The organism is Paenibacillus cellulosilyticus (genome assembly GCF_003182255.1).
In the GTDB taxonomy this organism is placed as follows: domain Bacteria; phylum Bacillota; class Bacilli; order Paenibacillales; family Paenibacillaceae; genus Paenibacillus_T; species Paenibacillus_T cellulosilyticus.
The window spans coordinates 115,895-136,627 of record NZ_QGTQ01000004.1; the positions used below are offsets into that span (position 1 = coordinate 115,895).

Annotated in this window: 26 protein-coding genes; all 26 read right to left on the bottom strand. The window is 49.2% G+C overall.

Annotation, left to right across the window (positions count from 1 at the left end):
- Window positions 1-217 precede the first annotated feature (217 nt).
- Entirely contained in the window at window positions 218-385 is a 168-nt protein-coding gene (locus DFQ01_RS31025; protein ID WP_174812649.1) for a hypothetical protein, read from the bottom strand.
- A gap of 122 nt (window positions 386-507) precedes the next feature.
- Window positions 508-1,284, bottom strand: a complete 777-nt coding sequence (locus DFQ01_RS08055; protein WP_110043387.1) for a CheR family methyltransferase — start codon at window positions 1,282-1,284, stop codon at window positions 508-510.
- Between the two features lie 33 nt (window positions 1,285-1,317).
- On the bottom strand, window positions 1,318-1,761 hold the full coding sequence (ndk, locus tag DFQ01_RS08060; protein WP_110043388.1) for a nucleoside-diphosphate kinase: 444 nt from the start codon (window positions 1,759-1,761) through the stop codon (window positions 1,318-1,320).
- Between the two features lie 35 nt (window positions 1,762-1,796).
- Entirely contained in the window at window positions 1,797-2,771 is a 975-nt protein-coding gene (locus tag DFQ01_RS08065) for a polyprenyl synthetase family protein (RefSeq protein ID WP_110043389.1), read from the bottom strand.
- 97 nt (window positions 2,772-2,868) lie between these two features.
- Window positions 2,869-3,705 (bottom strand): menaquinone biosynthesis protein, encoded by an 837-nt coding sequence (locus tag DFQ01_RS08070; RefSeq protein WP_110043390.1) that lies wholly within the window; start codon window positions 3,703-3,705, stop codon window positions 2,869-2,871.
- Window positions 3,695-4,339: a UbiX family flavin prenyltransferase gene (locus DFQ01_RS08075; RefSeq protein WP_110043391.1), complete on the bottom strand. Its 645-nt coding sequence runs from the start codon at window positions 4,337-4,339 to the stop codon at window positions 3,695-3,697. The genes DFQ01_RS08070 and DFQ01_RS08075 overlap by 11 nt, the downstream gene beginning before the upstream one ends.
- Complete coding sequence (locus tag DFQ01_RS08080; protein ID WP_110043392.1) at window positions 4,333-5,208, bottom strand: UbiA-like polyprenyltransferase; 876 nt, start codon at window positions 5,206-5,208, stop codon at window positions 4,333-4,335. Before DFQ01_RS08080 ends, DFQ01_RS08075 begins: the two co-directional genes overlap by 7 nt.
- Window positions 5,205-5,924, bottom strand: coding sequence for a demethylmenaquinone methyltransferase (locus DFQ01_RS08085; protein WP_110043393.1), 720 nt, complete (start codon window positions 5,922-5,924; stop codon window positions 5,205-5,207). The genes DFQ01_RS08080 and DFQ01_RS08085 overlap by 4 nt, the downstream gene beginning before the upstream one ends.
- 4 nt (window positions 5,925-5,928) lie before the next feature.
- Window positions 5,929-6,798, bottom strand: coding sequence for a heptaprenyl diphosphate synthase component 1 (locus DFQ01_RS08090; RefSeq protein WP_110043394.1), 870 nt, complete (start codon window positions 6,796-6,798; stop codon window positions 5,929-5,931).
- A gap of 127 nt (window positions 6,799-6,925) precedes the next feature.
- Window positions 6,926-7,573, bottom strand: coding sequence for a hypothetical protein (locus DFQ01_RS08095; RefSeq protein ID WP_110043395.1), 648 nt, complete (start codon window positions 7,571-7,573; stop codon window positions 6,926-6,928).
- A 106-nt stretch (window positions 7,574-7,679) separates the two neighbouring features.
- Window positions 7,680-7,904 carry a trp RNA-binding attenuation protein MtrB gene (gene mtrB, locus DFQ01_RS08100; protein WP_110043396.1) on the bottom strand — a complete coding sequence of 75 codons (225 nt, stop codon included), beginning with the start codon at window positions 7,902-7,904 and terminating at the stop codon, window positions 7,680-7,682.
- 230 nt (window positions 7,905-8,134) lie between these two features.
- Window positions 8,135-8,410, bottom strand: coding sequence for an HU family DNA-binding protein (locus DFQ01_RS08105; RefSeq protein WP_110043397.1), 276 nt, complete (start codon window positions 8,408-8,410; stop codon window positions 8,135-8,137).
- A gap of 280 nt (window positions 8,411-8,690) precedes the next feature.
- Window positions 8,691-10,169: a stage IV sporulation protein A gene (spoIVA, locus tag DFQ01_RS08110; protein ID WP_110043398.1), complete on the bottom strand. Its 1,479-nt coding sequence runs from the start codon at window positions 10,167-10,169 to the stop codon at window positions 8,691-8,693.
- Between the two features lie 278 nt (window positions 10,170-10,447).
- Entirely contained in the window at window positions 10,448-11,215 is a 768-nt protein-coding gene (locus tag DFQ01_RS08115; protein WP_110043399.1) for a hypothetical protein, read from the bottom strand.
- A gap of 18 nt (window positions 11,216-11,233) precedes the next feature.
- Window positions 11,234-11,602, bottom strand: a complete 369-nt coding sequence (locus DFQ01_RS08120) for a 2Fe-2S iron-sulfur cluster-binding protein (protein ID WP_110043400.1) — start codon at window positions 11,600-11,602, stop codon at window positions 11,234-11,236.
- Window positions 11,603-11,671: 69 nt separating this feature from the next.
- On the bottom strand, window positions 11,672-11,968 hold the full coding sequence (locus tag DFQ01_RS08125) for a 2Fe-2S iron-sulfur cluster-binding protein (RefSeq protein WP_110043401.1): 297 nt from the start codon (window positions 11,966-11,968) through the stop codon (window positions 11,672-11,674).
- 16 nt (window positions 11,969-11,984) lie between these two features.
- Window positions 11,985-12,167, bottom strand: coding sequence for a DUF2768 family protein (locus tag DFQ01_RS08130; protein ID WP_110043402.1), 183 nt, complete (start codon window positions 12,165-12,167; stop codon window positions 11,985-11,987).
- A gap of 237 nt (window positions 12,168-12,404) precedes the next feature.
- Complete coding sequence (locus DFQ01_RS08135) at window positions 12,405-12,686, bottom strand: stage VI sporulation protein F (protein ID WP_110043403.1); 282 nt, start codon at window positions 12,684-12,686, stop codon at window positions 12,405-12,407.
- 196 nt (window positions 12,687-12,882) lie between these two features.
- Entirely contained in the window at window positions 12,883-13,944 is a 1,062-nt protein-coding gene (locus DFQ01_RS08140; protein WP_110043404.1) for an NAD(P)H-dependent glycerol-3-phosphate dehydrogenase, read from the bottom strand.
- Window positions 13,945-13,952: 8 nt separating this feature from the next.
- Window positions 13,953-14,555: a glycerol-3-phosphate 1-O-acyltransferase PlsY gene (gene plsY / locus DFQ01_RS08145; RefSeq protein WP_110043405.1), complete on the bottom strand. Its 603-nt coding sequence runs from the start codon at window positions 14,553-14,555 to the stop codon at window positions 13,953-13,955.
- Between the two features lie 72 nt (window positions 14,556-14,627).
- Window positions 14,628-15,950 carry a ribosome biogenesis GTPase Der gene (der, locus tag DFQ01_RS08150; RefSeq protein ID WP_110043406.1) on the bottom strand — a complete coding sequence of 441 codons (1,323 nt, stop codon included), beginning with the start codon at window positions 15,948-15,950 and terminating at the stop codon, window positions 14,628-14,630.
- A gap of 87 nt (window positions 15,951-16,037) precedes the next feature.
- Window positions 16,038-16,697, bottom strand: a complete 660-nt coding sequence (locus DFQ01_RS08155) for a YphA family membrane protein (protein WP_110043407.1) — start codon at window positions 16,695-16,697, stop codon at window positions 16,038-16,040.
- A gap of 214 nt (window positions 16,698-16,911) precedes the next feature.
- A complete protein-coding gene (rpsA, locus tag DFQ01_RS08160) occupies window positions 16,912-18,144 on the bottom strand; it encodes a 30S ribosomal protein S1 (RefSeq protein ID WP_110043408.1) in 1,233 nt (410 codons plus the stop codon).
- An 87-nt stretch (window positions 18,145-18,231) separates the two neighbouring features.
- Window positions 18,232-18,801 carry a lysophospholipid acyltransferase family protein gene (locus DFQ01_RS08165; RefSeq protein WP_110043409.1) on the bottom strand — a complete coding sequence of 190 codons (570 nt, stop codon included), beginning with the start codon at window positions 18,799-18,801 and terminating at the stop codon, window positions 18,232-18,234.
- A 3-nt stretch (window positions 18,802-18,804) separates the two neighbouring features.
- Entirely contained in the window at window positions 18,805-19,506 is a 702-nt protein-coding gene (cmk, locus tag DFQ01_RS08170) for a (d)CMP kinase (protein ID WP_110043410.1), read from the bottom strand.
- A 463-nt stretch (window positions 19,507-19,969) separates the two neighbouring features.
- Window positions 19,970-20,629, bottom strand: a complete 660-nt coding sequence (locus DFQ01_RS08180; protein ID WP_110043412.1) for a flagellar brake protein — start codon at window positions 20,627-20,629, stop codon at window positions 19,970-19,972.
- Window positions 20,630-20,733: the final 104 nt, after the last annotated feature.

Genomic DNA, 20,733 nt, shown 5'->3' on the forward strand with positions numbered 1-20,733 from the left:
GCGCTCCCTTCACCGGCTAATGGCAGCCCGGCTCAATATGCCCGTAACATCTTTGCTCATTATAGTACAGCCCCGCTGGTTTGACAAGAAACGTCAAAATCATGAACATGCTGATTTCTCTAGGTTTCTGCGGCATTTCTCGCTGTTTCAATGACCTCTGTGAATGCAAAAAACCAGCCGCAATTCATGCAGCTGGTTCCGCTTCTCGCCTTCACATTTAGTGCATTAAGGAGGCGCGTTCATTCCGTTCTGACGTCTCAACTGTCTGCATTGCTCCATCCATAATTGAACGCAGCTGTTCAATGCTCATGCCGACAATTTGCGCGCATTCCGAAATCGTGATCCAGCCCCGCCGGTAAGCGGCGAAGGCTTTTCGCTTATCCATCTTGTCCCTCCATGGTGTTCAATTCCATTACCCTAGTATAGCAACAAGATGGAGCGGTCATACATGATGATGCATTATTGAGAGAAGTGTATATTAGGCCGAATAAATCGAATGAAAAACCATTATTTTTTACGATAGAAGAATGTTTCCGCTGTCTCGAAGTCATATTGCTGCGGCGTAAAAATTTGTTCCGTGCTTCCGACGAATAGAATACCGCCCGGCTTCAGCGCATTCGAGAACCGCTGGTAGATCTGATGCTTGGCCTCTTCTGTGAAGTAGATCATGACGTTGCGGCAAATAATCAAATCATAAGGACCACCATATGGGTCATGCAATAGGTTGTGCTGCTTGAATCGAATGGATCGCTTAATTCGCTCATCCACTGAATAGATATCGCCGTCATAAGAGAAGTATTGATTCAAATAATGCTTTGGCACATCTCGGACTGATCGATCCTGATACAAGCCGCTCTGAGCTTTCTTCAGCACATTCTGATCCAGATCGGTTGCTGTAATCGTTGCGCGGTTCATAGCTCCCATACGGTCCAAAATCATCGCTGTCGTATACGGCTCATCACCGGTCGAGCAGGCCGCACTCCAGATTGAGATCCGATTACCACCCGTCAGAAGCTCTGGCAGGAAACGTTCCTCCAGCATCGTCCATCGGTTCGGATTGCGCCAAAATTCGGAGACATTTATAGTCATCCGGTCCAAAAACTCATCCATCAGCGAAGTCTCGCGCGTTAGAGCTTCGAAGTAAGCAGCAAAAGTTTGATAACCGTGCTTCTGGCGAAGCGTCGTTAAACGCCGCTTCATTTGCGTTTCCTTGTACTGGCCGAGATCGATTGCGGTTCGTTTCTTAATTTGCTCTACAAACTTGTCATAATCCGCATCCACCAAGTTGGCATCCTCCTGTCATGACTGCATCTGTCGCTAGATCCAACGTTGAATCGTTAGCTCATAATCGATCAACTGGTCGGGCTCGAAGAATAAAGCAATCTCACGCTCCGCATTCTCTACGGAGTCTGAGCCGTGAATCAGGTTAAACCGTGTATGTACCGCAAAATCCGAACGAATCGTACCCGGCAGCGCCTCAAGCGCATCCGTCTTCCCGATCAATGCACGGGTAAGGGCAATAACATTGTCCCCTCCCCACACCATCGCGAATACCGGCCCAGACGTCGTGAACTCAATTAGCGGCTCGTAGAACGACTTGCCTTTATGTTCAGCATAATGGCGCTCCGCAAGCTCTGGACTGATTCGCATGAGCTTGCTTGCAATGAGCTTCAGCCCTTTGCGCTCGAAGCGACCGACGATTTCACCAATTAATCCCCTCTGCACGCCATCAGGCTTTATCATCAGAAATGTTCTCTCCATCGTCATTAACCCCTTTCACATGACCAAGCCGTATCTTAATAATTCCGCTTATTCACAAAATGAGCGATATCCCTCAAGCTTTTCTTCGCCGGAATATCCGGAAGTCCTTCTAATGCAGCTAAAGCTTTCTTAATATAACGCTCCGCGAGCTGTTCCGACTGCTGAATGCCACGGCTGCCGCGGATGAGACGAATCGCTTCAGATGTGTCTGCAGTTCCATCTGATTCTCGAATCCGATCGATTTCTCGAAGCAGAGGCTCACGAATGGCAGGCTCCTGCAGTGCGAGCAGAACAGGCAGCGTCATATTGCCTTGGCGAATATCAGATCCAGGTGGTTTGCCGATCTGCTTAGCCGTCCCACATAGATCAAGCAGGTCATCGCGAATCTGGAACGTCATCCCGACGTTATAACCGTAGCGATACAGTTGATTCGCTTCCTTCTCGCCGACCTCGGCTGCTATTGCCCCTAGCTGACAGCTGATTGCAATGAGCAGTGCTGTTTTGCGACGAATGCGCAGCAGGTAGCGCCGAATCGACTGTTCCGTATTGAAGAAATCGCGAATTTGCTCCATCTCACCGATGCACATCTCCACCATTGCCTTGGACAAAATCTGATGGATGCGCGGATTTTCGAGCTGTGTAGCAACAGTAAGTGCTTTGCCGTGAATGAAATCGCCGGTGTACATGGCAATCCGATTGTCCCACTTCGACTTCACCGTCAGCTGTCCGCGACGAGTCTCTGCATCGTCAATAACATCGTCGTGAACGAGCGACGCCATATGGATCAGCTCCAGCGGCACCGCAACCCATTTCATCACATCGAGATTGTAATGACCGAACTTGCCCGAGAGCAGCACGATAACAGGGCGAATCCGTTTGCCGCCAGCTTTCAGCAGATGCATAGAAGTTTCGGTCAGCAACGCGTGATCCGACGTTACAGACTTCGCTAACTCCGATTCTATTACGTTAAGATCGCCCTTCATTCGGGCGAATATGTCCATTAGTTTCATTGGTTGGGTTCCACCTTAAGGTTTTTGCGGAGCAAAAACCAACTTCGTAAGCATAAGCTTAAGGTTTTGCGAATGCAAAACCAACTTTGTAAGACAACTATGCAAAAAATGCGATTTCCGGCTCGCGCTCTAGTAAGCCTAGTTGCGCAGCGTAACAGAAGTACAGCCGAAGCCCTTCCTGTTTGCGCTGACCGAAATCATATTTGAGCGTTCGAAAATAATGATCCCAATAGTCCGGTGTACCGCCGAGCTGTTTACATGCTTGTGTTACTAACGGACTAAGGTCTGACAAGCTTTTATGTTTACTATCTATCATAGCACGATGTACCGATGCAATGACATCATGATGTGCGGCCGCCGCATCTTTACGAACAGCAACAACAGCATAAGTCATTCCAAGGCCCGTAAATCGATGCCACATTTCACCTAAATCAAAAACTTGAAGTCCTTTATCCAGCCACGATGCATGGATTGCAGTATCGCCGATGAGAAGCGCAGCATCTGCATGCTCCAACATCAGGTCAAGGTCAGGCTCCATTGTCTCGTAAGACGGATTCCCTTCCAAATAGCAGGACATTAATATTTTGAGCAGATTAACGGAGGTAGCGGACGTGTTCGTTAAGGCAATACGTCCATTACGCACTTCGTCGAGCGGCTTCTTCGAGAATAACAGGATCGAATAAACCGTCCCCTCTGAACTTACCGATAAATCAGGAAGAAGTAAATATTGATCTGCATGATAAGCATAAGCAAACGACGACACAGCAGACATTGCCAGTTCGCCGTTCATGAGTGCACGATTCAGTTGTGCAGGAATGCGTGAGACGATGTGCGCACCATGCGGTGCTAGTACATCGTCCGTTGCATAATGAAACAATGGCCAGGCGTTTGCATAATCAATCCGGCCAACGGACAGCGGTCCATCACTCCGCATGTCCTTCACCTCCCCATCTCTTGAATAGGCGGTGTTCAATCGCCATGGTGTCTAATACTTTGCCAACCAAGAAATCGACGAGGTCGTCGATACTTTGAGGACCATAGTAAAAAGCCGGCATCGCCGGGATAAGCTTTACGCCCATTCTAGCGAGTGTCAGCATATTCTCAAGATGTATCGCATGCAGCGGTGTTTCCCTCGGCACAATGATGAGCTGTCGCCCTTCCTTCATCATAACATCCGCTGCGCGCGTCATCAGATCATCCGATATGCCATGAGCGATCGACGCTAGCGTTCCCATCGAGCAAGGCATAATGACCATCCCATCCACTCGGTAAGAACCGCTTGCAATAGAGGCGCCAATATCCGCATTCGGGTGGAAGGTCAATCGACCTCCACCTTCTATTTTACTGAAACGCTCCTCTAGTGCGGCCTGTCGGCGCGTAACATCCCAACCGAGCTCTTCTTTCAGAACTCGCCAACCAGCATCTGTTACAACGACATGGACGTCGGCCCCATCAAGAAGAAGTACCTCAATTAATCGGATGCCGTAGCATGATCCGCTTGCTCCCGTAATGCCTACAACCCACCGAGGAGGCCGTACGGCTATTTCGTGCTGCCGACCGGTTACCATTGATGCAGCACCAGCACATCAACGAGCGTAAAGGCAAATAATACGACGCTAAGCGTGCCGTTCATTGGGAAGAAAGCGATCTGAACGCGGCTTAAGTCATTCGGACGCACGAGCCAGTGTTGATAGAACAGAATGATAATGGCAATGATCGTACCGACCAGGTATGCCCAGCTTAAATCCGTCAGAGCAACTAGAGATGCGAAACAAATCGCTGTGGCGATATGGAACGAACGTGCAATCCATAACGCGCGGCTAATACCGAAACGCGCTGGAATTGAGTGTACCTTATGCTTGCGGTCAAACTCAAAGTCCTGAGTAGCGTATACCGTATCGAAACCTGCAAGCCACAATGCGACTGCTGCGTACAGAACCCAAGCGGCTGCATCGAACTTGCCCGTTACAGCAACCCACGCACCAAGCGGCGACAAGCCGATCGTCAGGCCAAGCACAACGTGACAGAGCCAAGTGAAGCGCTTCGTATACGAATACAGCACGAGCATGAATACAGCGACTGGCATCAGCTTAACGCAAAGCGGGTTTAGCTGAGTCGATGCCCAAATAAGTAAAGCGAATGAAACGGCAATAAATACAATGACTTCGCCAACTTTCAACAATCCAGCAGGGATAGCACGCTTCTCTGTACGTGGATTGAGCGCATCAATGCCTGCGTCAATGAGCCGGTTAAGTCCCATAGCAGCGCTGCGAGCTCCGACCATGGCAAGAATTATCCAACCAATCTCGGACCAAGTAGGAAGGTGGTCATTCTCAACAATACCGCCCAGAATGGCGCCCATGAATGCAAATGGTAATGCAAAAATCGTATGTTCAAACTTGATCATTTCTAAGAAGATGCGTACTTTCCGTATCATGCCTTGTCTTTCCCCTTTACGCCGATATGCAGCGCGGCGACGCCACCCGTCAAAGGAAAGGCTTGTACGTTCTGCAAACCGATTTCTCTATACATCTGAGCCAGCTCTTCGCGTCCCGGGAACGCTTTGAGCGATTCTGGCAGCCATTTGTATTGCTCATAGCTCTTCGCTACTAGGCGGCCCATAAGCGGTAAAATACGTTCGAAATATAAATAATAAATGCTCTTGAATGGCTGCCAAGTCGGCTTGGATGTCTCTAAACAAACAACCCGGCCGCCTGGCTTTACAACACGCTGCATCTCTTGCAGCACACGCGAATAATCTGCGACATTACGCAAGCCGAACCCTATCGTTGCATAGTCAAATGAATTATCAGGGAACGGCAGCTCCATCGCATTGCCCTGTATAAGCTCAATCTGATTGCTAAGCCCTTCCTTGTCCACTTTCTTCCTACCGACTTCAAGCATGTTCGAGCTAAAATCAAGTCCGACGGTCCGGCCATTCTGGCTCGCCTTCGCAATCGCAATCGTCCAATCGCAGGTGCCGCAGCACAAATCAATTGCTGTATCACCTGGCTGGACATTCATCTGCTTCATCGTAAATTTGCGCCACGCCTTATGACGGCGGAAGCTAATCAGATCGTTCATTAGATCGTATTTAGGAGCAACCTTCTGAAAAACGGACTGCACATGTGTTTCTTTCGAATGAGTATCCACGCTGTCACCTCGTCTCGCTATGCATCACCGGTGCTGCCAGCGATTGCAGGAATGAATCTGCAATGCTGTTCAACTCACCGGCGCACTGACTATTCGTCATATGCTCGATTACTGCCTTGAATTGTTCTACTTGCTGTGTAAGCATCCCCTCAAGCAGCACCGCAATTCGGTATCGACTTGCCAGCTCGATGCCTGTCTGCTGTACCATGCCCATATTCGCACGCTCCAGCAGCAGCTGTTTATCATCATTTGTTCCCTCTTGCATGATGTACCAATATCCCCAACTGTTCAATTGCAATTGCCGAGCTCGCTTCCATTCCTCGTGAATGGTTTCACAACGAGAGACTGTAATAAGAAGATCGTTCCATTGACTGGACAATCGTTCGTCCATTATCTCGCCAAATCTACGGAACAGCTCGGATTTGATGGAAGCACCATAAGCGATGTACTGCTCAGGGGATAAACGCTTCTCTTGCTGTTGACTGTAGAAATTCATTTTCAATCGGTTTACTTCGCACACCGCTTCACTCAGCTTTCGAACCATGCTGACTTGACCGGCCTGCGCAAGCAAGTTGTAGAATCGACTGCTGTAATAGTCTCCGCCCAGTACGTTCAATTGTCTGGCTCGCATCTCCCGCTCAGACAGCTGTGAAGGGTTCGTATCTATTCGATCATGTGTATCGAGTCCCATCTGAACGAGCGCGACGACGGTAGCAAATAGCTCATGATGTTCCTGCTTCTTGCTGTGTGCTTGCAAGCAGGCGACAAGAAGGCGAATCCGAGCTTCCGGAAACGCCGGCAATTCCGCATAAAGCGAAAGCATGTCATGCTCGGTGTATTTGCGAGTAAGTTGTACGATTCGGTCATGTATCATCTAAGAAAGCCTCCGAACAGAGCAGCAATGCTTGCTGTCCAATTATCTAAACTATTATAGCACAAACAGGCCTTCGCGCCTACGCATGCTCTTGTTGTTCACGATATTGCTACAGGAGGCTCATTATTCACTGCTGCTGCTCAATAAACGCTGCTGTACGCTTAGACTGCCATAATGGTGTAAAAGACAGGCGAAGCCGGTTTCGCCAGTACGGATCAGTCTCCGCTCCTTCAATGCCATGCCAGCCTTCTTCACCTAAACCAACCCATCGATCGGTCCGTCTTACATCTGCGGCAAGCAGCAGTCGATATGAAGCAGCTTGACCTTGCGTATGCTCGAACATGCTCGCCTCTGTATCCTTAGACGACTCGCCGATACGCAGCAGGACACGATCTACATTCGTAAGCTGTAGGAAAGACAGCTGCCAGATCTGCTCTGCATCCTTCATCAGCGTTCGAACCGCTTCATCATCGAGCATTTCATCTTCAGGTATAGTCAAATCGAGTGAAAGTGTTGAGGATGACCAGCCCACCCGCTTCAGTTGTGAATGAAGTGAGAGTGTCGTTAACCAATCGACCAGATTGGTGCTGTTCAACCTTTTCTCCGCAGAAGCAGTTGATGTCATATCACGCAGCACAGGTGCCGCTTCATGTGGATGTATAAACATCAGCATTCCTGTTATGATCGCTGTAACCATACTTACAGCCAGCATCGATCGGCCAAACCGCATAGAGGTTCCCCGCTTTCGCTTGTCCGCGATTACCAGCAGCGGCAAGCTTGTTCGTTCTTCCTCTTATTGTACGATTCGAAGCCAGATGTCATTCCAATACCGTGAACAACAAAAAAAAGCAGGCGATGCCTGCAGAGCTTCTTCCTGCTATCTAATTATCCGTCTCGATCGTTCCATACTTCGTCATGACAGTCGCTTTGCCACGGATTTTAATTGCAGAAGTGTGGTCCGTAAATTGGGCAATGAGCACCTCGCCGCGATCGAGCTTTTCCGTATGATGGAATTTCGTGTCGGTCCCGCGTGTCAGTCCGATGACAACGACGCCTTGATCCTTCGCCTTCACAACAATGTATTCACCTTGATTCGTGTTCTCCATGCCGCACCCTCCCTATATCGCGGATAATCCGCATCTCATTATCCTACAAAAAACTGCTCCCTTCGCTGTGTAAGAAAGCAGTGAACCCGCGTATGTATGACAAATGACAATTGACGCAAAGTTGACTCTATCAGAACTGTACATCTGATGTCAATAGAACGCAAATCTGCGGTCCGTCTAGATAATGAAAAACGCCCGGAGGAATGCCTGCCGGACGTTCACAATTGATATTAGTTGGAGCATAGGTCTTTCAGCGATTTGCCTGGTTTGAAAGCAGGCATTTTGCTTGCAGGGATATCGATTTCTTCGCCCGTTTGCGGGTTACGTCCTTTACGAGCTTGGCGCTCGCGAACTTCGAAGTTGCCGAATCCTACCAACTGGACTTTATCACCAGTTTGGAGTGCGTCCGAAATCGCGTCGAATACAGCGTCAACTGCTTTCGTCGCATCCTTCTTAGACAAATCTGTCAACTCAGCCACTTTAGCAATCAGATCCGTTTTATTCAATGGTTTCACCTCCCCTGATGGCAGCGTGAGACGGTTCATTATCTTCTGTTTTTCCGATTGTTCCGAAAATATACCTGAGACGAACAAACTTATAGTAATACAGCCGTTTCTCAATTACAAGTATGTGTTACATTTTCTAAGCCTTACCTATTCATACGCTACGAATTGTCACGAAATCAGCGTTTTTTTTTTATGAAAACCAACATGCAGCTGCGGGCATGCAAAAACCGCCTTCCCATGGCTGCTAAGCCAGCAGGAAGACGGTAGAGCCTTCATCCTCTTACAGAATGATTGCGATAAGTCCGCCAGAGCCCTCGTTGATAATACGGCCGAGTGTCTCTTGCAGCTTGTAGCGCGCATTGTCTGGCATCATTGCGATTTTGCCTTGGATGCCCTCTCGTACGATGGAGTGAAGCGATCTGCCGAAAATGTCCGACTCCCAAATCTTGATCGGATCGTTCTCGAAGTCCTGCATCAAGTAACGAACAAGCTCCTCACTCTGCTTCTCCGTCCCGATAATCGGCGCAAATTCTGATTCGACGTCCACGCGAATCATATGAATCGACGGAGCAGTCGCTTTCAGCCTTACACCGAAGCGTGAGCCTTGACGGATAAGCTCTGGTTCATCAAGCGCCATCTCGGCAAGCGATGGTGCAGCAATGCCGTAGCCTGTCGTCTTGACCATCTCAAGTGCCTCAGCGAATCGATCATACTCCCGCTTCGCGTGTGAGAATTCCTGCATAAGCTGCAGCAGATGATCTTTGCCTCGGATCTCGACACCGACGACTTCCATCAGTATTTGATCGTACAGCTCATCTGGCGCATACAGGTCGATTTCAGCCACGCCTTGCCCCATATTCATACCGCTGAGGCCTGCACGCGCGATGAAGTCGTAGTCCATAAATTGAGTGACTACACGGTCAACGTCACGCAGCCTGCGAATATCTTTCACCGTGTCACGTACGGAGTTCTCATAATTCGTACGCAGCCAGTGATTATCGCTCAGCACCATGACCCAGCTAGGCAGGTTAACGTTAACTTCGTGAACCGGGAACTCGTAGAGTACTTCACGGAGTACCGATACCACTTCATCTTCGCCCATCGATGCCGCGCTCAGCGCCATGACCGGAATATCATATTTGGCTTGAAGCTCGCTGCGCAGCTGCTGAGTTTCTTCACTGCGTGGGCGAGTCGAGTTAATGATGAGGACGAACGGTTTGCCAACTTCCTTCAGTTCGCCTACAACCCGCTCTTCAGCTTCAATATACGAGCCGCGCGGTATTTCAGCGATCGAACCGTCCGTTGTTACGACGACACCAAGCGTCGAATGTTCTTGAATGACTTTTCGTGTACCGATCTCCGCTGCCTCTTGGAACGGAATCGGTTCTTCGAACCAAGGTGTAGTGATCATCCGAGGACCATTTTCATCCTCATAGCCTTTAGCACCTTGCACCGCATAGCCAACGCAATCGACCAGACGAACGTTAACCTCAAGTCCTTCCGCCACCTTCAGCTTAACTGCCTGATTCGGGACGAATTTTGGCTCCGTCGTCATGATCGTTTTGCCGGCTGCACTTTGCGGTAATTCATCAATCGCACGGACACGGTCAGCATCATTCGTAATATTGGGAAGCACGACCGTCTCCATGAAACGTTTAATAAAAGTTGATTTGCCGGTGCGGACAGCGCCGACAACACCGAGGTAAATATCACCGCCGGTCCGTTCGGCAATGTCTTTAAAAATGTCCACTTTTTCCACTCAATATCCCTCCCAATTGATATTCCGGTACGCCGCCATCTCCACCGGACAAGAGGGGCAGGCTAGCGACTCTACTCGTACAACGTTTTGGACTAGTACTATCATATTGCGTTACGAGGACAAATATGCCCATTCACTTCATGAACATTTCTCCCCTTCCGCACGCGCCCGGCCTTCCACGAATCACTTATATGCCCTGCTATAATAAAAAAGAACTTTATCACGAAACGATGGTTTAACCATCGCTCGCCATAAAGCTCTCTCATAGATTTGCTATGTTACTTCGTATCTGGCTGCGCTTGAGGCTCGCCGTCTACCCATTGATATGGCGGCGATTTGACCGGCACCAGATCGGAAGATTGCGCGAGCAGTTCTCGCACATCGTCGCCTTCCTTCGGCGTGATACCACTCTTTTGTACCGCCTGGGCAATATCAAGACCATAGTCCAGATACACCTTGCCGCTGTCATCAATCATCGGAGAGATCGCTCTGCCGCTATAGATCGATAACAACTCCGGCTCTTTCTTGCCCAGCTTATCGAAGTCGATTCGATAATAGCCTGGGTAAGCCTCTTCTTTCTTTGGCAGCTCATTCTTTGAATCAGAATTGCCGTAGTCGTCAATCCAACGCTGGATATCGCTCACCTGCTGATAGATCGCGATGTCCATCAGCTTTACCTGCCGCGTCGTCTCTTCATTAATGATAATGTAGTAATAGTGACCTCCGCCTTCGAATGCCTGTGAAGGAGGATCTGTTATGTAATGACGGCTCTTCAGCTTCGCCCAATCCACGCGATACTTCTCATACTTCGGCGTGTCCGAGCCACTCGTAACGATTGGCAGCATGCCGGTATCGGTGAAATATTGATTGATGACAGTCTGCGCGTTCAGCACCGCATCTTTAGCCGGAATCTGATTCTGAACCAGCTGATCCTTCGGGTATAAGCAGCCCGTCGCTGTCGTCATGAAGAGGAGCAGCGCAAGCGCCGCTCCTCCCCGTCTAACGAAACGTCGGCTGGCTGCTGCTAGACGTATTCCTCGTTGCATAGCATTACAGCTCCATTTCTACCATAACGTATTATCATCGTCATGCTGCTGCTCAAGCAGCTTGCGTACTGCTGCACGCAGTGGGTCCTCTGGCAGCATCAGCTCAACCGACCCAATTACCTTCGCCTGGCAACCAAGTCGGTAGCCTTCCTCATGCAGACCGCCCAGCTTGCGTAATTCATTGTCACCAGTTGGTGATAGGCCGAATCGGTTCTCTCCCACATGACGAACCTTACACATCATACAAGATGCTTTACCCCCGCAACGTGTCACAATCGGAAGTCCTGTACGCCTTGCTGCATCCAGCACCGTTGTACCTCGTTTGATCATCGCCTTCTTACCGCTAGGCTGAAACGTAACTTCATAGACGTTATTATTCGTGCTCATCGCGTTCCTCCAAGCGTACGGCAGCCTCTCTTTTGAACAAAAAAACTACCAGCGAGTTCATCCCTATGTTTAAAAGTACGGCTTGTTGATCGCTACAATACGCCCTTCTGTTGACACGACTACCGCTTGACAGCCCAGTCGATAGCCTTCATCGAACTCCTCGGGCTCCAGCCGATCCCATTCTTCATCCGTAATTTCTCCAAGCAATTCCATGCCTTCGGTCACAAGACATCTGCAGCGGGCACAAGTTCCTCTCGAACATGAGAATTGCCAGTCGACATTTGCTTTCAACGCCAAATCCAGTATAGACTGTCCAGTAATTGGCTCGATGACAGCCGATTTAGTTCTCCCTTTTAACTCGAGCATACGCTTCAACCTCTTCTTATGTAAATACAGTAAATGCGCCGTATATAAATCCGAATACAAGCATAACGAACGCAACGAGCGATAATACAGCTTTTACCGCGCCTTTCGTCTTATATCTTGCGAACGATATTAGAAATGCCGAAAATGCCATTAAGCCGATGCCAACAAAAGAAATCCACATCTTCGTCATAGGATCCATTCGTAAATCACCTCACGTCCTAACGAATCTACCATCCATCCATACAAATGTGTTATGCCATATGTCGAATCATTCCGTACTATTATAGCAGAACACACCTGTTTGTCCCACTAACTGTTCTGTTCTGAATATGAACAAAAAAAGAAACGGCTAACCGTCAGATGCTTGACGGCGCCGTTTCGCTTTTCCCATATGCGTGAAAGCAATGACCGAAACCGGTGCTTCGGCCGAGTGCCGTCACTTTTTAATCATCATTTTCATAATCGTTTCGATGTTGTTCATGTTCATGCCGCTTGCTTTAACAGCTTTAACGATATCGTTAATCGTCTTATCGCTGACCGGAACTTTCGCCATAGAGGATACTTGTTTGATCAACTTCGTCAGTTCTGCCTCGCTCTGCAGCGTATTTGCCGTTACGCCGCTAGCGATTTTCTTCACTTCCGACTCCGATATCGCCTTGCCCGTTTTCTTGTTGACGGCATTCAGAACGTCCTTCGACAGGTTTTTATCGTTGCCCATCTATCCGCCGCCTCCTCTCCAAGCGCTGCAACTTCGATTCTTTAAGAGGTTGTTCATAAAGTCGTCTTTTGCTCACAAAGCAAGCCAAGAAGCTATTCGACATCGAATCTTGCGTTCTTCTCGGTGCTGAAAATCCGACTTTTTGAACTCGCACTTTAATGCGAATCGTACGCTGCTAGCATCATATGAGAGGGCTTTAGCTTTGGTGTAGGCCCCAGTCCCGAGCGACTTGCTCGCTTTCGTGTGTTCGTCCACGTCCCATCAACCGATTGACGGCTGTCGTTGGTTCAACGCCTTCGAACAACACACTATACAGTTGATCTGCGATCGGCATCTCAACATCATACTTCTGAGATAAGTACCTAGCAGCTTTCGTCGTCTTCACACCTTCGACAACCATGCCCATCTGCTCAAGCACTTCAGCCAGCGGAATGCCTTGTGCCAGTTTATGTCCTGCGCGCCAGTTACGGCTGTGCTTACTGTTACAAGTCACCACGAGGTCGCCTACGCCCGCCAGGCCGGCAAAAGTCAGCGGATTAGCCCCCATCGCCGTACCCAAACGACTAATCTCAGCTAGACCTCGGGTCAGCAGCGCTGCCTTCGCATTATCGCCGAAACCAAGGCCGTCGGTCATCCCAGCACCAATCGCAATAATATTCTTAATCGCACCGCCAACCTCTACGCCAACCACATCTGGATTCGTATAGACGCGGAAATAAGAATTAATGAAGGAATCTTGTGCTTGCTCTGCTCGGTTCTGATCCGCGGATGCGACAACAACCGTCGTCGGCTGCTGCTTCGCCACCTCTTCGGCATGGCTCGGACCAGATAGTACACACAATGAATCCTCAGGACGTCCCAACTCTTCCGATAAAACGGTTATCATCCGCTTCAGCGTTTCGGCTTCGAAACCTTTCGTTGCATGGATCACTAGCGCATTTGGCGACAAGAACGGCGCTGCCTGTCTTGCTACATCTCTCATCGCGGAGGATGGTGCAGTGAATAGCACGACTTCTGCACCTGCAAGCGCCTGCTCCATCGACGTCGTAGCCGTCATAGACTCAGGCAGTGGACAATCCGGCAAATATTTGTCGTTCCGATGTTTACCATTCACTTCGGCTGCTTGTGCTTCCGTCCGTGTCCAAAGCGTAACCTCGAACCCGTTCTCGCTGAGAACCATCGCTAGAGCGGTACCCCAGCTGCCGGCAACAAGAACGGCAGCTTTCCTTTTGCCGTTCTCAATGTTTGCGAATGTCATGATCTATCCTATCCTCTCTTCGCGCCAAGCTTGTTCTCTTTGCCTTGTACAAGTTTCACCAGATTAGAACGATGGCGTACAAAGGCAAAAACACAAATAAGCAAGCTTGCCCAGAGCATCGGTCCGCTGCCTGTCATGACGCCGATTCCAACAGGAACGAGCGCTGCGAACAGAAGAGAACCGACCGATACATAACGCGTAATGGCAATGACGGCAATCGCGACAACGCCAGCAATAAGCGCAGGAATGAACGCGAGCGTCGCAATGACGCCGACAGTCGTTGCAATCCCTTTGCCACCCTTGAAACGGAACCATACAGGCCAGTTATGACCTACGATGGCCGCTAGACCACACAGCACAGGTGCCCACGACTCATAACCACCATTCAATGCATGTCCGATCCAGACAGCGGCTACACCCTTCGCAATATCAAGAATGAAAACCGCGATACCCGGACCTTTCCCCAGAACACGCAAGGTGTTCGTCGCACCCGCATTGCCGCTGCCGTGCTGGCGAATATCAATCCCCTTCACCAAACGTGCAATGACAATGCTGAATGAAACCGAACCTAATAGATAACTGATTATTACCGCTAAGACTGCGTTCAACAAGCTCGTTCTCCCCTACTTGTCTAGCCAAACGACTAGTCGATTATGGTACGTATTGTCAATCGTCAATTATTATTAATCCGAATCGGATTTGCGTCTTGTGAACAGTCGAACCGGCGTGCCATCGAAGTTGAAGGCTGCACGGATCTTGTTCTCCAAGTACCGTTCATATGAGAAGTGCATAATCTCAGGATCGTTGACGAAAATGACAATCGTCGGCGGCTTCGTCGCTACCTGCGTTGCATAGTTAATGCGCAGACGTTTGCCTTTATCTGTAGGCGGAGGGTTGATTGCAACCGCATCAGAAATGACATCGTTGAGTACATGGGTTTGAATTCGCAACGCATGCTGCTCCGATACATGGTTCACAACCGGCAGCAGCTTATGTAAGCGTTGTTTTGTTTTGGCGGAAAGAAAGACAATTGGTGCATAATGCATGAACAAGAAGTTATCACGAACATCCTGTGTGAACAGCTGCATCGTCTTCTCGTCTTTTTCGATAACATCCCACTTGTTCACAACAAACACACTTGCCTTGCCCGCCTCATGGGCATACCCTGCAATATGTTTGTCTTGATCAATAATGCCTTCTTCACCATTAATCAGAATGAGTACGACATCCGCACGTTCGATTGCTTTCATCGAGCGCATGACGCTGTATTTCTCCGTCGTCTCATATACCTTGCCACGTTTGCGCATACCTGCCGTATCGATCAGTACATACTTCTGACCGTCACGTTCGAATGGCGTATCGATCGCATCGCGTGTCGTGCCTGCAATATCACTTACGATAACGCGCTCTTCACCGAGCAGTGCATTGACGAGCGACGATTTGCCCACATTCGGACGTCCGATTAGTGCAACACGAATAACGTCCTCATCATATTCCTCGTCAACCTGCTCTGGCAGCTTCTCAATCGCAGCATCCAGCAAATCACCAATGCCAGTTCCATGAGAGCCAGAAATCGCTACAGGCGTACCGAAGCCTAGGCCATAAAATTCATATACGTCGTCCATGCGGTTGAAGTTATCCACCTTATTCACCGCTACAACAACTGGTTTACGCGAACGGAATAGCATTTGTGCTACTTCGTCATCCGCATGGGTCATTCCGGCTTTTGCATCTACCATGAATATAATTACATCAGCTTCCTCGATTGCAAGTTCAGCCTGCATCCGAACCGATTTCATGATCTCGTCTTCACCATCGATCTCGATACCGCCAGTATCGATAATGCTGAACGCTCTGCCACTCCATTCGCCTGTTCCATAGATCCGATCACGGGTTACACCCGGTTTATCTTCTACGATGGCCAGCCGGTCGCCGATGACCCGATTAAAGATGGTGGACTTCCCCACATTCGGCCGTCCGACTATTGCGATAACGGGTCTTGCCATAACATTCCACTCCTTCGATCATACTCACGAATTACACTATAACAAAAAACATACGGCTTGGCTAACATTTCATATTAAGATTAACGACTATTCTTCTCTGCCATTGCTGCCAGCGAACCTAAATCTCCATTTCTCTGCAAACGTCCGCATCATCTTGAACACGAGTCCGATCACGCAGGTCGTGAATAATGCGAGCAAATAGCTATCCCACCAAGCCAAGGAACCAATTACAATTCCTTGCATCGGGTGCCCTGGTTGCAGCCAACCTACAAGAATCGGTTGTATGACCGATGCAAGTGTCACAACGACGAATCGCATCGTACTATTGGCAGGTGCCATCAACACAGCCGAAAGTCCTGTCATAATAGCCGCATCAAATGTCGCATTATAGAAGATTAACACGGGATCATTCAAATATAAAATGCGCAGCCAGCCTCCCATCATCGCCGACAGCAAGGATGCAAACAGCGCGTACACCCGTTGTAATGCCCCTTCATGCCGATATATCAGCAATGCTGCAACCGCCCAAGCAGTAAGCCAGCATACCGATAATTGAACGGCCAAGCTGCCATGGCCCTCCATCCACTTGTTAAATGTAACGGAGAACGGGGTCAACAGTATACAGCCTGATGCAACCAGCGTCAAATAGGGCATTGGAATTCGCTCAGCAATTAGTTCTTTCCAGCCAGTTGTGAATAAGATGAAGAAAATAAGTGTCAACCCCATCGTCAAATAACCGGCATTCATCGCATCATTCACCTCGCATGCCTTTATTATGCGCTCTGCTCAACAGTCGTAACCATATAGGGCTCCGCCCCTTTGACCCCTTTATTCAATTATTTTCTCTCAAGCGCTCTACCCTTACTTGTAGCAGTTAAACAAAAAAGCCCCCTCATCCGCATCTCGGAATCGGGGGACTTTTCTTATATGAATTCACACTCGGCTATTGCCGAGACGTGAATCATTTGAATTTGCTCAGTTTGTCGCCGAAACGCTCGCCAAGCGTGAAGCTCAGGCTTTGGTTGTTAGCGGCAATCGCTGCGCTGTGGTCTTCCTTAGGAGCACGAGCAGGACGCTCGCTGCGCTCAGCACGTGGAGCTGGCTCTGGAGCTTCTTCCGTTTCTTTGATGCTCAAGGAAACGCGTTTTTGTGCTGGGTTGAAGTCGAGCACTTTCGCTTTAACTTCTTGACCTTCTTTCAGCACTTCGAACGGCGTAGCTACGTGACGGTGAGCGATTTGGGAAATGTGTACAAGTCCTTCAACGCCTGGTGCGATTTCAACGAATGCACCAAAGTCAACGATACGGCGAACCGTACCTGTTACGATGTCACCTGTGTTAAAGCTGTTAGTAGCCGACTCCCAAGGACCTGGTTGTGCCGCTTTCATGCTCAGGCTGATTTTGCCTGCAGCTGGATCAACTTTGAGCACTTTGACGCGAACCGATTGGCCTTCGGATACTGCATCCTTCGGATGAGCAACATGCTGCCACGAAATTTCAGATACGTGAACGAGGCCGTCGATGCCACCGATATCTACGAATGCGCCGAATGGCGTCAGGCGTTGAACCGTACCGTCGAGCTCTTGGCCTGGCTCAAGCGAAGCCATAATTTTTTGTTTGTTTGCTTCGAATTCAGCTTCAAGAACCTCTTTAGCGGAAAGAATGACTTTGTTGTTCTCGCGGTCGATTTCTTTCACTTTCACGCGGAGCGTGCGGCCTTTGTAGTCTTTGAAGTCTTCAACGAAATGGCGTTCAACCATCGAAGCTGGAATGAAGCCGCGTACGCCTACGTCAGCCACGAGGCCGCCTTTGACTACGTCAGCAACAACAACTTCGATTACTTCACCGCTCTCGAATTTGCTTTGCAGTTCTTCCCATGCTTTTTCTCCGTCGATTGCACGCTTGGAGAGCACGAGTTTTTCTTTCTCGTCGTCGATGCTGACGACTTTCAGTTCAATTTCTTGACCAAGCTGAACAACCGTGGATGCGTTGTCGAGCTGTACAGAGGACAGCTCGCGCAGCGGAATGACGCCGTCATATTTATATCCAAGGCTAACTGTAGCTTGGTTGTCTTCGATTTTGACAATCGTTCCTTTGACCGTGTCGCCTTTCTTCAAGGACACGATGTTGTCCAAAGCATCTTGGCTGATCGTTTCCGCTGCTGCGGTTTCTTCAATCTTCGTTTCTTCTGACATGGAAAATTACCTCCTCAATTCATACCCCAACATTTATTTAAACCTGCCCGCTCCGATTGAAACAGCTCGGGAACAGCGTTTAAAACTTTATTTGCGAAGCGCCCAAATATGGTTCATAATCCGCTCAGTAACACGTTCCAAAGCATCTGAGGACGGTTCAGCAACAATATCAGACAAATCAACTGGTGGTCCATAGCGGACGACCGTCTTACGGAATAGTTTATAATTTCCATCAATAAAGACCGGTACAATTACGGCGCCGCTGCGAAGCGCAATCATCGCCGCGCCTTTCTTCGCTGCATCTCCGCTGCTCTTCCGCGTGCCCTCTGGGAATATTCCCATCATACCGCCAGATTTGAGCAGATCAAGAGATGCTCGGATAGCTTCTTTGCTCACACCGCCACGCTTCACCGGGAAAGCCCCAAGCGAATGGATCAGCTTGCCGAAGAGGGGAACATCAAACAGTTCTTTCTTCGCCATAAACTGAACTTTACGATCGAGTTTAATCCCAATCGTTGGAGGATCAAAGTTGCTAAGATGATTCGAACAGAGAATAACAGGACCTTGTGAAGGGACATGCTCCCGTCCTTGCGCTTCTAACCGGAACAATAGCCCATATAGAAGACGCAGAACAGCACGACAAAAGATGTATATCATAGTTTACTTCGCCTCCGCCAATTTGGTTCTGCTTAAATTGACGATGTTGTCCGCAACTTCATCGATCGTCATCGACGTACTATCGAGTACAATCGCATCCGGTGCACATACTAAAGGCGAAATCTCCCGTTCCTGATCCTTCCGATCCCGCTCTGCGATCTCTCGCTCCAGCTGTTCCAATGAAATGCTGTCACGGCCGTTCAATTCCTTGAACCGCCTGAGCGCGCGTTCTTCTACAGATGCTGTTAGGAAAATCTTCAGCTCCGCATTAGGCAGTACATGTGATCCGATGTCGCGTCCATCCATCACAACGCCTTTGCTTTGCGCCAATTGCCGCTGCATGGCTACTAGACGCAGCCGCACGCGTTCTACAGCTGACACTTGCGATACATGAAGCGTAACCTCGCGTGAACGGATATCCGTTGTAACGTCTTCCCCATTCAACAATACGACCTGTCCAGCTGCACCCGGCATCAAAGTAATAACAATGTTCTCAGCATGCACGCTGAGCATTTCTTTGTCATCAATCGAGATGCCATTGCGTAGTGCGCTAAGCGTTACTGCTCTGTACATGGCGCCAGTGTCAATGTAAATGTAGTTTAATGTCTCGGCGACTTTACGGGCTACTGTACTCTTGCCAGCTCCCGCGGGTCCGTCAATCGCGATGTTGATCCGGTCCCGGTCGCCGTCTGGATGCAATACCAACAGCGAACCCCCCTACTGAGATCAGCCTCAACGATAATACGTCCGCTGCTCCCGTTTACCTCTCAAGAAAAAAGCAGGCTCAGCCTGCGAACGTGAAAATTATACCACACTGCATTCCTCAATGCAAAGTGAGACTGACCTTCTGAAACGGCATCCCTTCTAGTTTTTCGGCGTTTGACAGGTGGTGTCGAATCCCATCGGAACGGAGTATAACTTGGGACAAAACAACCAGAATAAGGAGAGTCAGTACGATATTACGGAGCACTCGACTGACATCATCTGACAGTTTTCCGTATCGCTGACGCTCCTTATTGTCGCCTTCCCTTTGCTCTTTCTTCTCGTGATCAGACCTCTGGTTCTTATGGCCTGCTCTATGTACGCTTATATCATCCATCCACGATCACAACTCCCATAATTGGCGGTTAGACGTAGGATGTCCTATCCATTACATGCTTATGCGTCCCTATCGGTTGCGGAAATCGAGCTGCCGCTCGAAGCAGTAGCGAATGATCTTCTGTCGATCAGAGTCCGCAATCGTTTCAAACTTAGCCATTACGTGCAAACGACCCGTTGCAAGCGTATTCAATCGAACGATGACAGCCTGAAAAGGAGTGTGCTCGATTGTTCCGTTCTTGAATGTAAGCAATAGCCAGCACTCTAATGGCGTCGCTTCTTCCAGCTTAGTCTTCCCTTCGCAAATGAACGAAATGCCGCCGCCACCGACATCGTCAGTTAATGCATTGAATCTTTCGCCTTCCGGCGTCAGAACAGCGATCTCAAGCGCGGCCGCGACACGCAAATAGTTTCTGCGCTGCGTTTTCGTAATGGTTGCCGGATCAGGTTTCTGAATCCGAATAAGCGGTACCGTGTCATTAATAAACCCAGTTACCTGTGTTTCGAAAAAGTGTTGGACGCCTTCCTCGTTCACATAGACGGCAGTTAGTGCATCCCCAATTGAAGGCCGCTTGAACCTTCCGGTACGCTCATGAATAAACATTTCAAGAAAGAAATCGTTGTCACGCTCATCGGCAATGCGTGTCTTGTATTCGAACTCCAGTTCTTTTCCTTCCTGCAGAGCAGCAATGAACTGGAATTGGATCATCTGATTTATTTTTGGCAGCAAACGGCTCCCCTCCCATACGGCGATTATAGCACGTCGAATGGTGGGGAGCCATATCGAAACTTGTAATGGTCGTTCAAAAGTCCGCTTTTGATCACGAAGCGTCA

Excerpts from the sequence above, each read along its gene's own strand:
- mtrB (WP_110043396.1), bottom strand. The coding sequence starts at position 7,904 with ATGGAGAACACGAATCAAGGTGAATACATTGTTGTGAAGGCGAAGGAT.
- DFQ01_RS08135 (WP_110043403.1), bottom strand. The coding sequence starts at position 12,686 with ATGGGCAACGATAAAAACCTGTCGAAGGACGTTCTGAATGCCGTCAAC.
- ndk (WP_110043388.1), bottom strand. The coding sequence starts at position 1,761 with ATGGAGAGAACATTTCTGATGATAAAGCCTGATGGCGTGCAGAGGGGA.
- DFQ01_RS08070 (WP_110043390.1), bottom strand. The coding sequence starts at position 3,705 with ATGCGGAGTGATGGACCGCTGTCCGTTGGCCGGATTGATTATGCAAAC.
- DFQ01_RS08130 (WP_110043402.1), bottom strand. The coding sequence starts at position 12,167 with ATGGATCCTATGACGAAGATGTGGATTTCTTTTGTTGGCATCGGCTTA.
- DFQ01_RS08165 (WP_110043409.1), bottom strand. The coding sequence starts at position 18,801 with ATGATATACATCTTTTGTCGTGCTGTTCTGCGTCTTCTATATGGGCTA.
- DFQ01_RS08140 (WP_110043404.1), bottom strand. The coding sequence starts at position 13,944 with ATGACATTCGCAAACATTGAGAACGGCAAAAGGAAAGCTGCCGTTCTT.
- DFQ01_RS08065 (WP_110043389.1), bottom strand. The coding sequence starts at position 2,771 with ATGAAACTAATGGACATATTCGCCCGAATGAAGGGCGATCTTAACGTA.
- DFQ01_RS08080 (WP_110043392.1), bottom strand. The coding sequence starts at position 5,208 with ATGATACGGAAAGTACGCATCTTCTTAGAAATGATCAAGTTTGAACAT.
- DFQ01_RS08125 (WP_110043401.1), bottom strand. The coding sequence starts at position 11,968 with ATGCTCGAGTTAAAAGGGAGAACTAAATCGGCTGTCATCGAGCCAATT.
- DFQ01_RS31025 (WP_174812649.1), bottom strand. The coding sequence starts at position 385 with ATGGATAAGCGAAAAGCCTTCGCCGCTTACCGGCGGGGCTGGATCACG.
- der (WP_110043406.1), bottom strand. The coding sequence starts at position 15,950 with ATGGCAAGACCCGTTATCGCAATAGTCGGACGGCCGAATGTGGGGAAG.
- DFQ01_RS08075 (WP_110043391.1), bottom strand. The coding sequence starts at position 4,339 with ATGGTAACCGGTCGGCAGCACGAAATAGCCGTACGGCCTCCTCGGTGG.
- rpsA (WP_110043408.1), bottom strand. The coding sequence starts at position 18,144 with ATGTCAGAAGAAACGAAGATTGAAGAAACCGCAGCAGCGGAAACGATC.
- DFQ01_RS08090 (WP_110043394.1), bottom strand. The coding sequence starts at position 6,798 with ATGATACATGACCGAATCGTACAACTTACTCGCAAATACACCGAGCAT.
- DFQ01_RS08155 (WP_110043407.1), bottom strand. The coding sequence starts at position 16,697 with ATGAATGCCGGTTATTTGACGATGGGGTTGACACTTATTTTCTTCATC.
- DFQ01_RS08120 (WP_110043400.1), bottom strand. The coding sequence starts at position 11,602 with ATGAGCACGAATAATAACGTCTATGAAGTTACGTTTCAGCCTAGCGGT.
- DFQ01_RS08115 (WP_110043399.1), bottom strand. The coding sequence starts at position 11,215 with ATGCAACGAGGAATACGTCTAGCAGCAGCCAGCCGACGTTTCGTTAGA.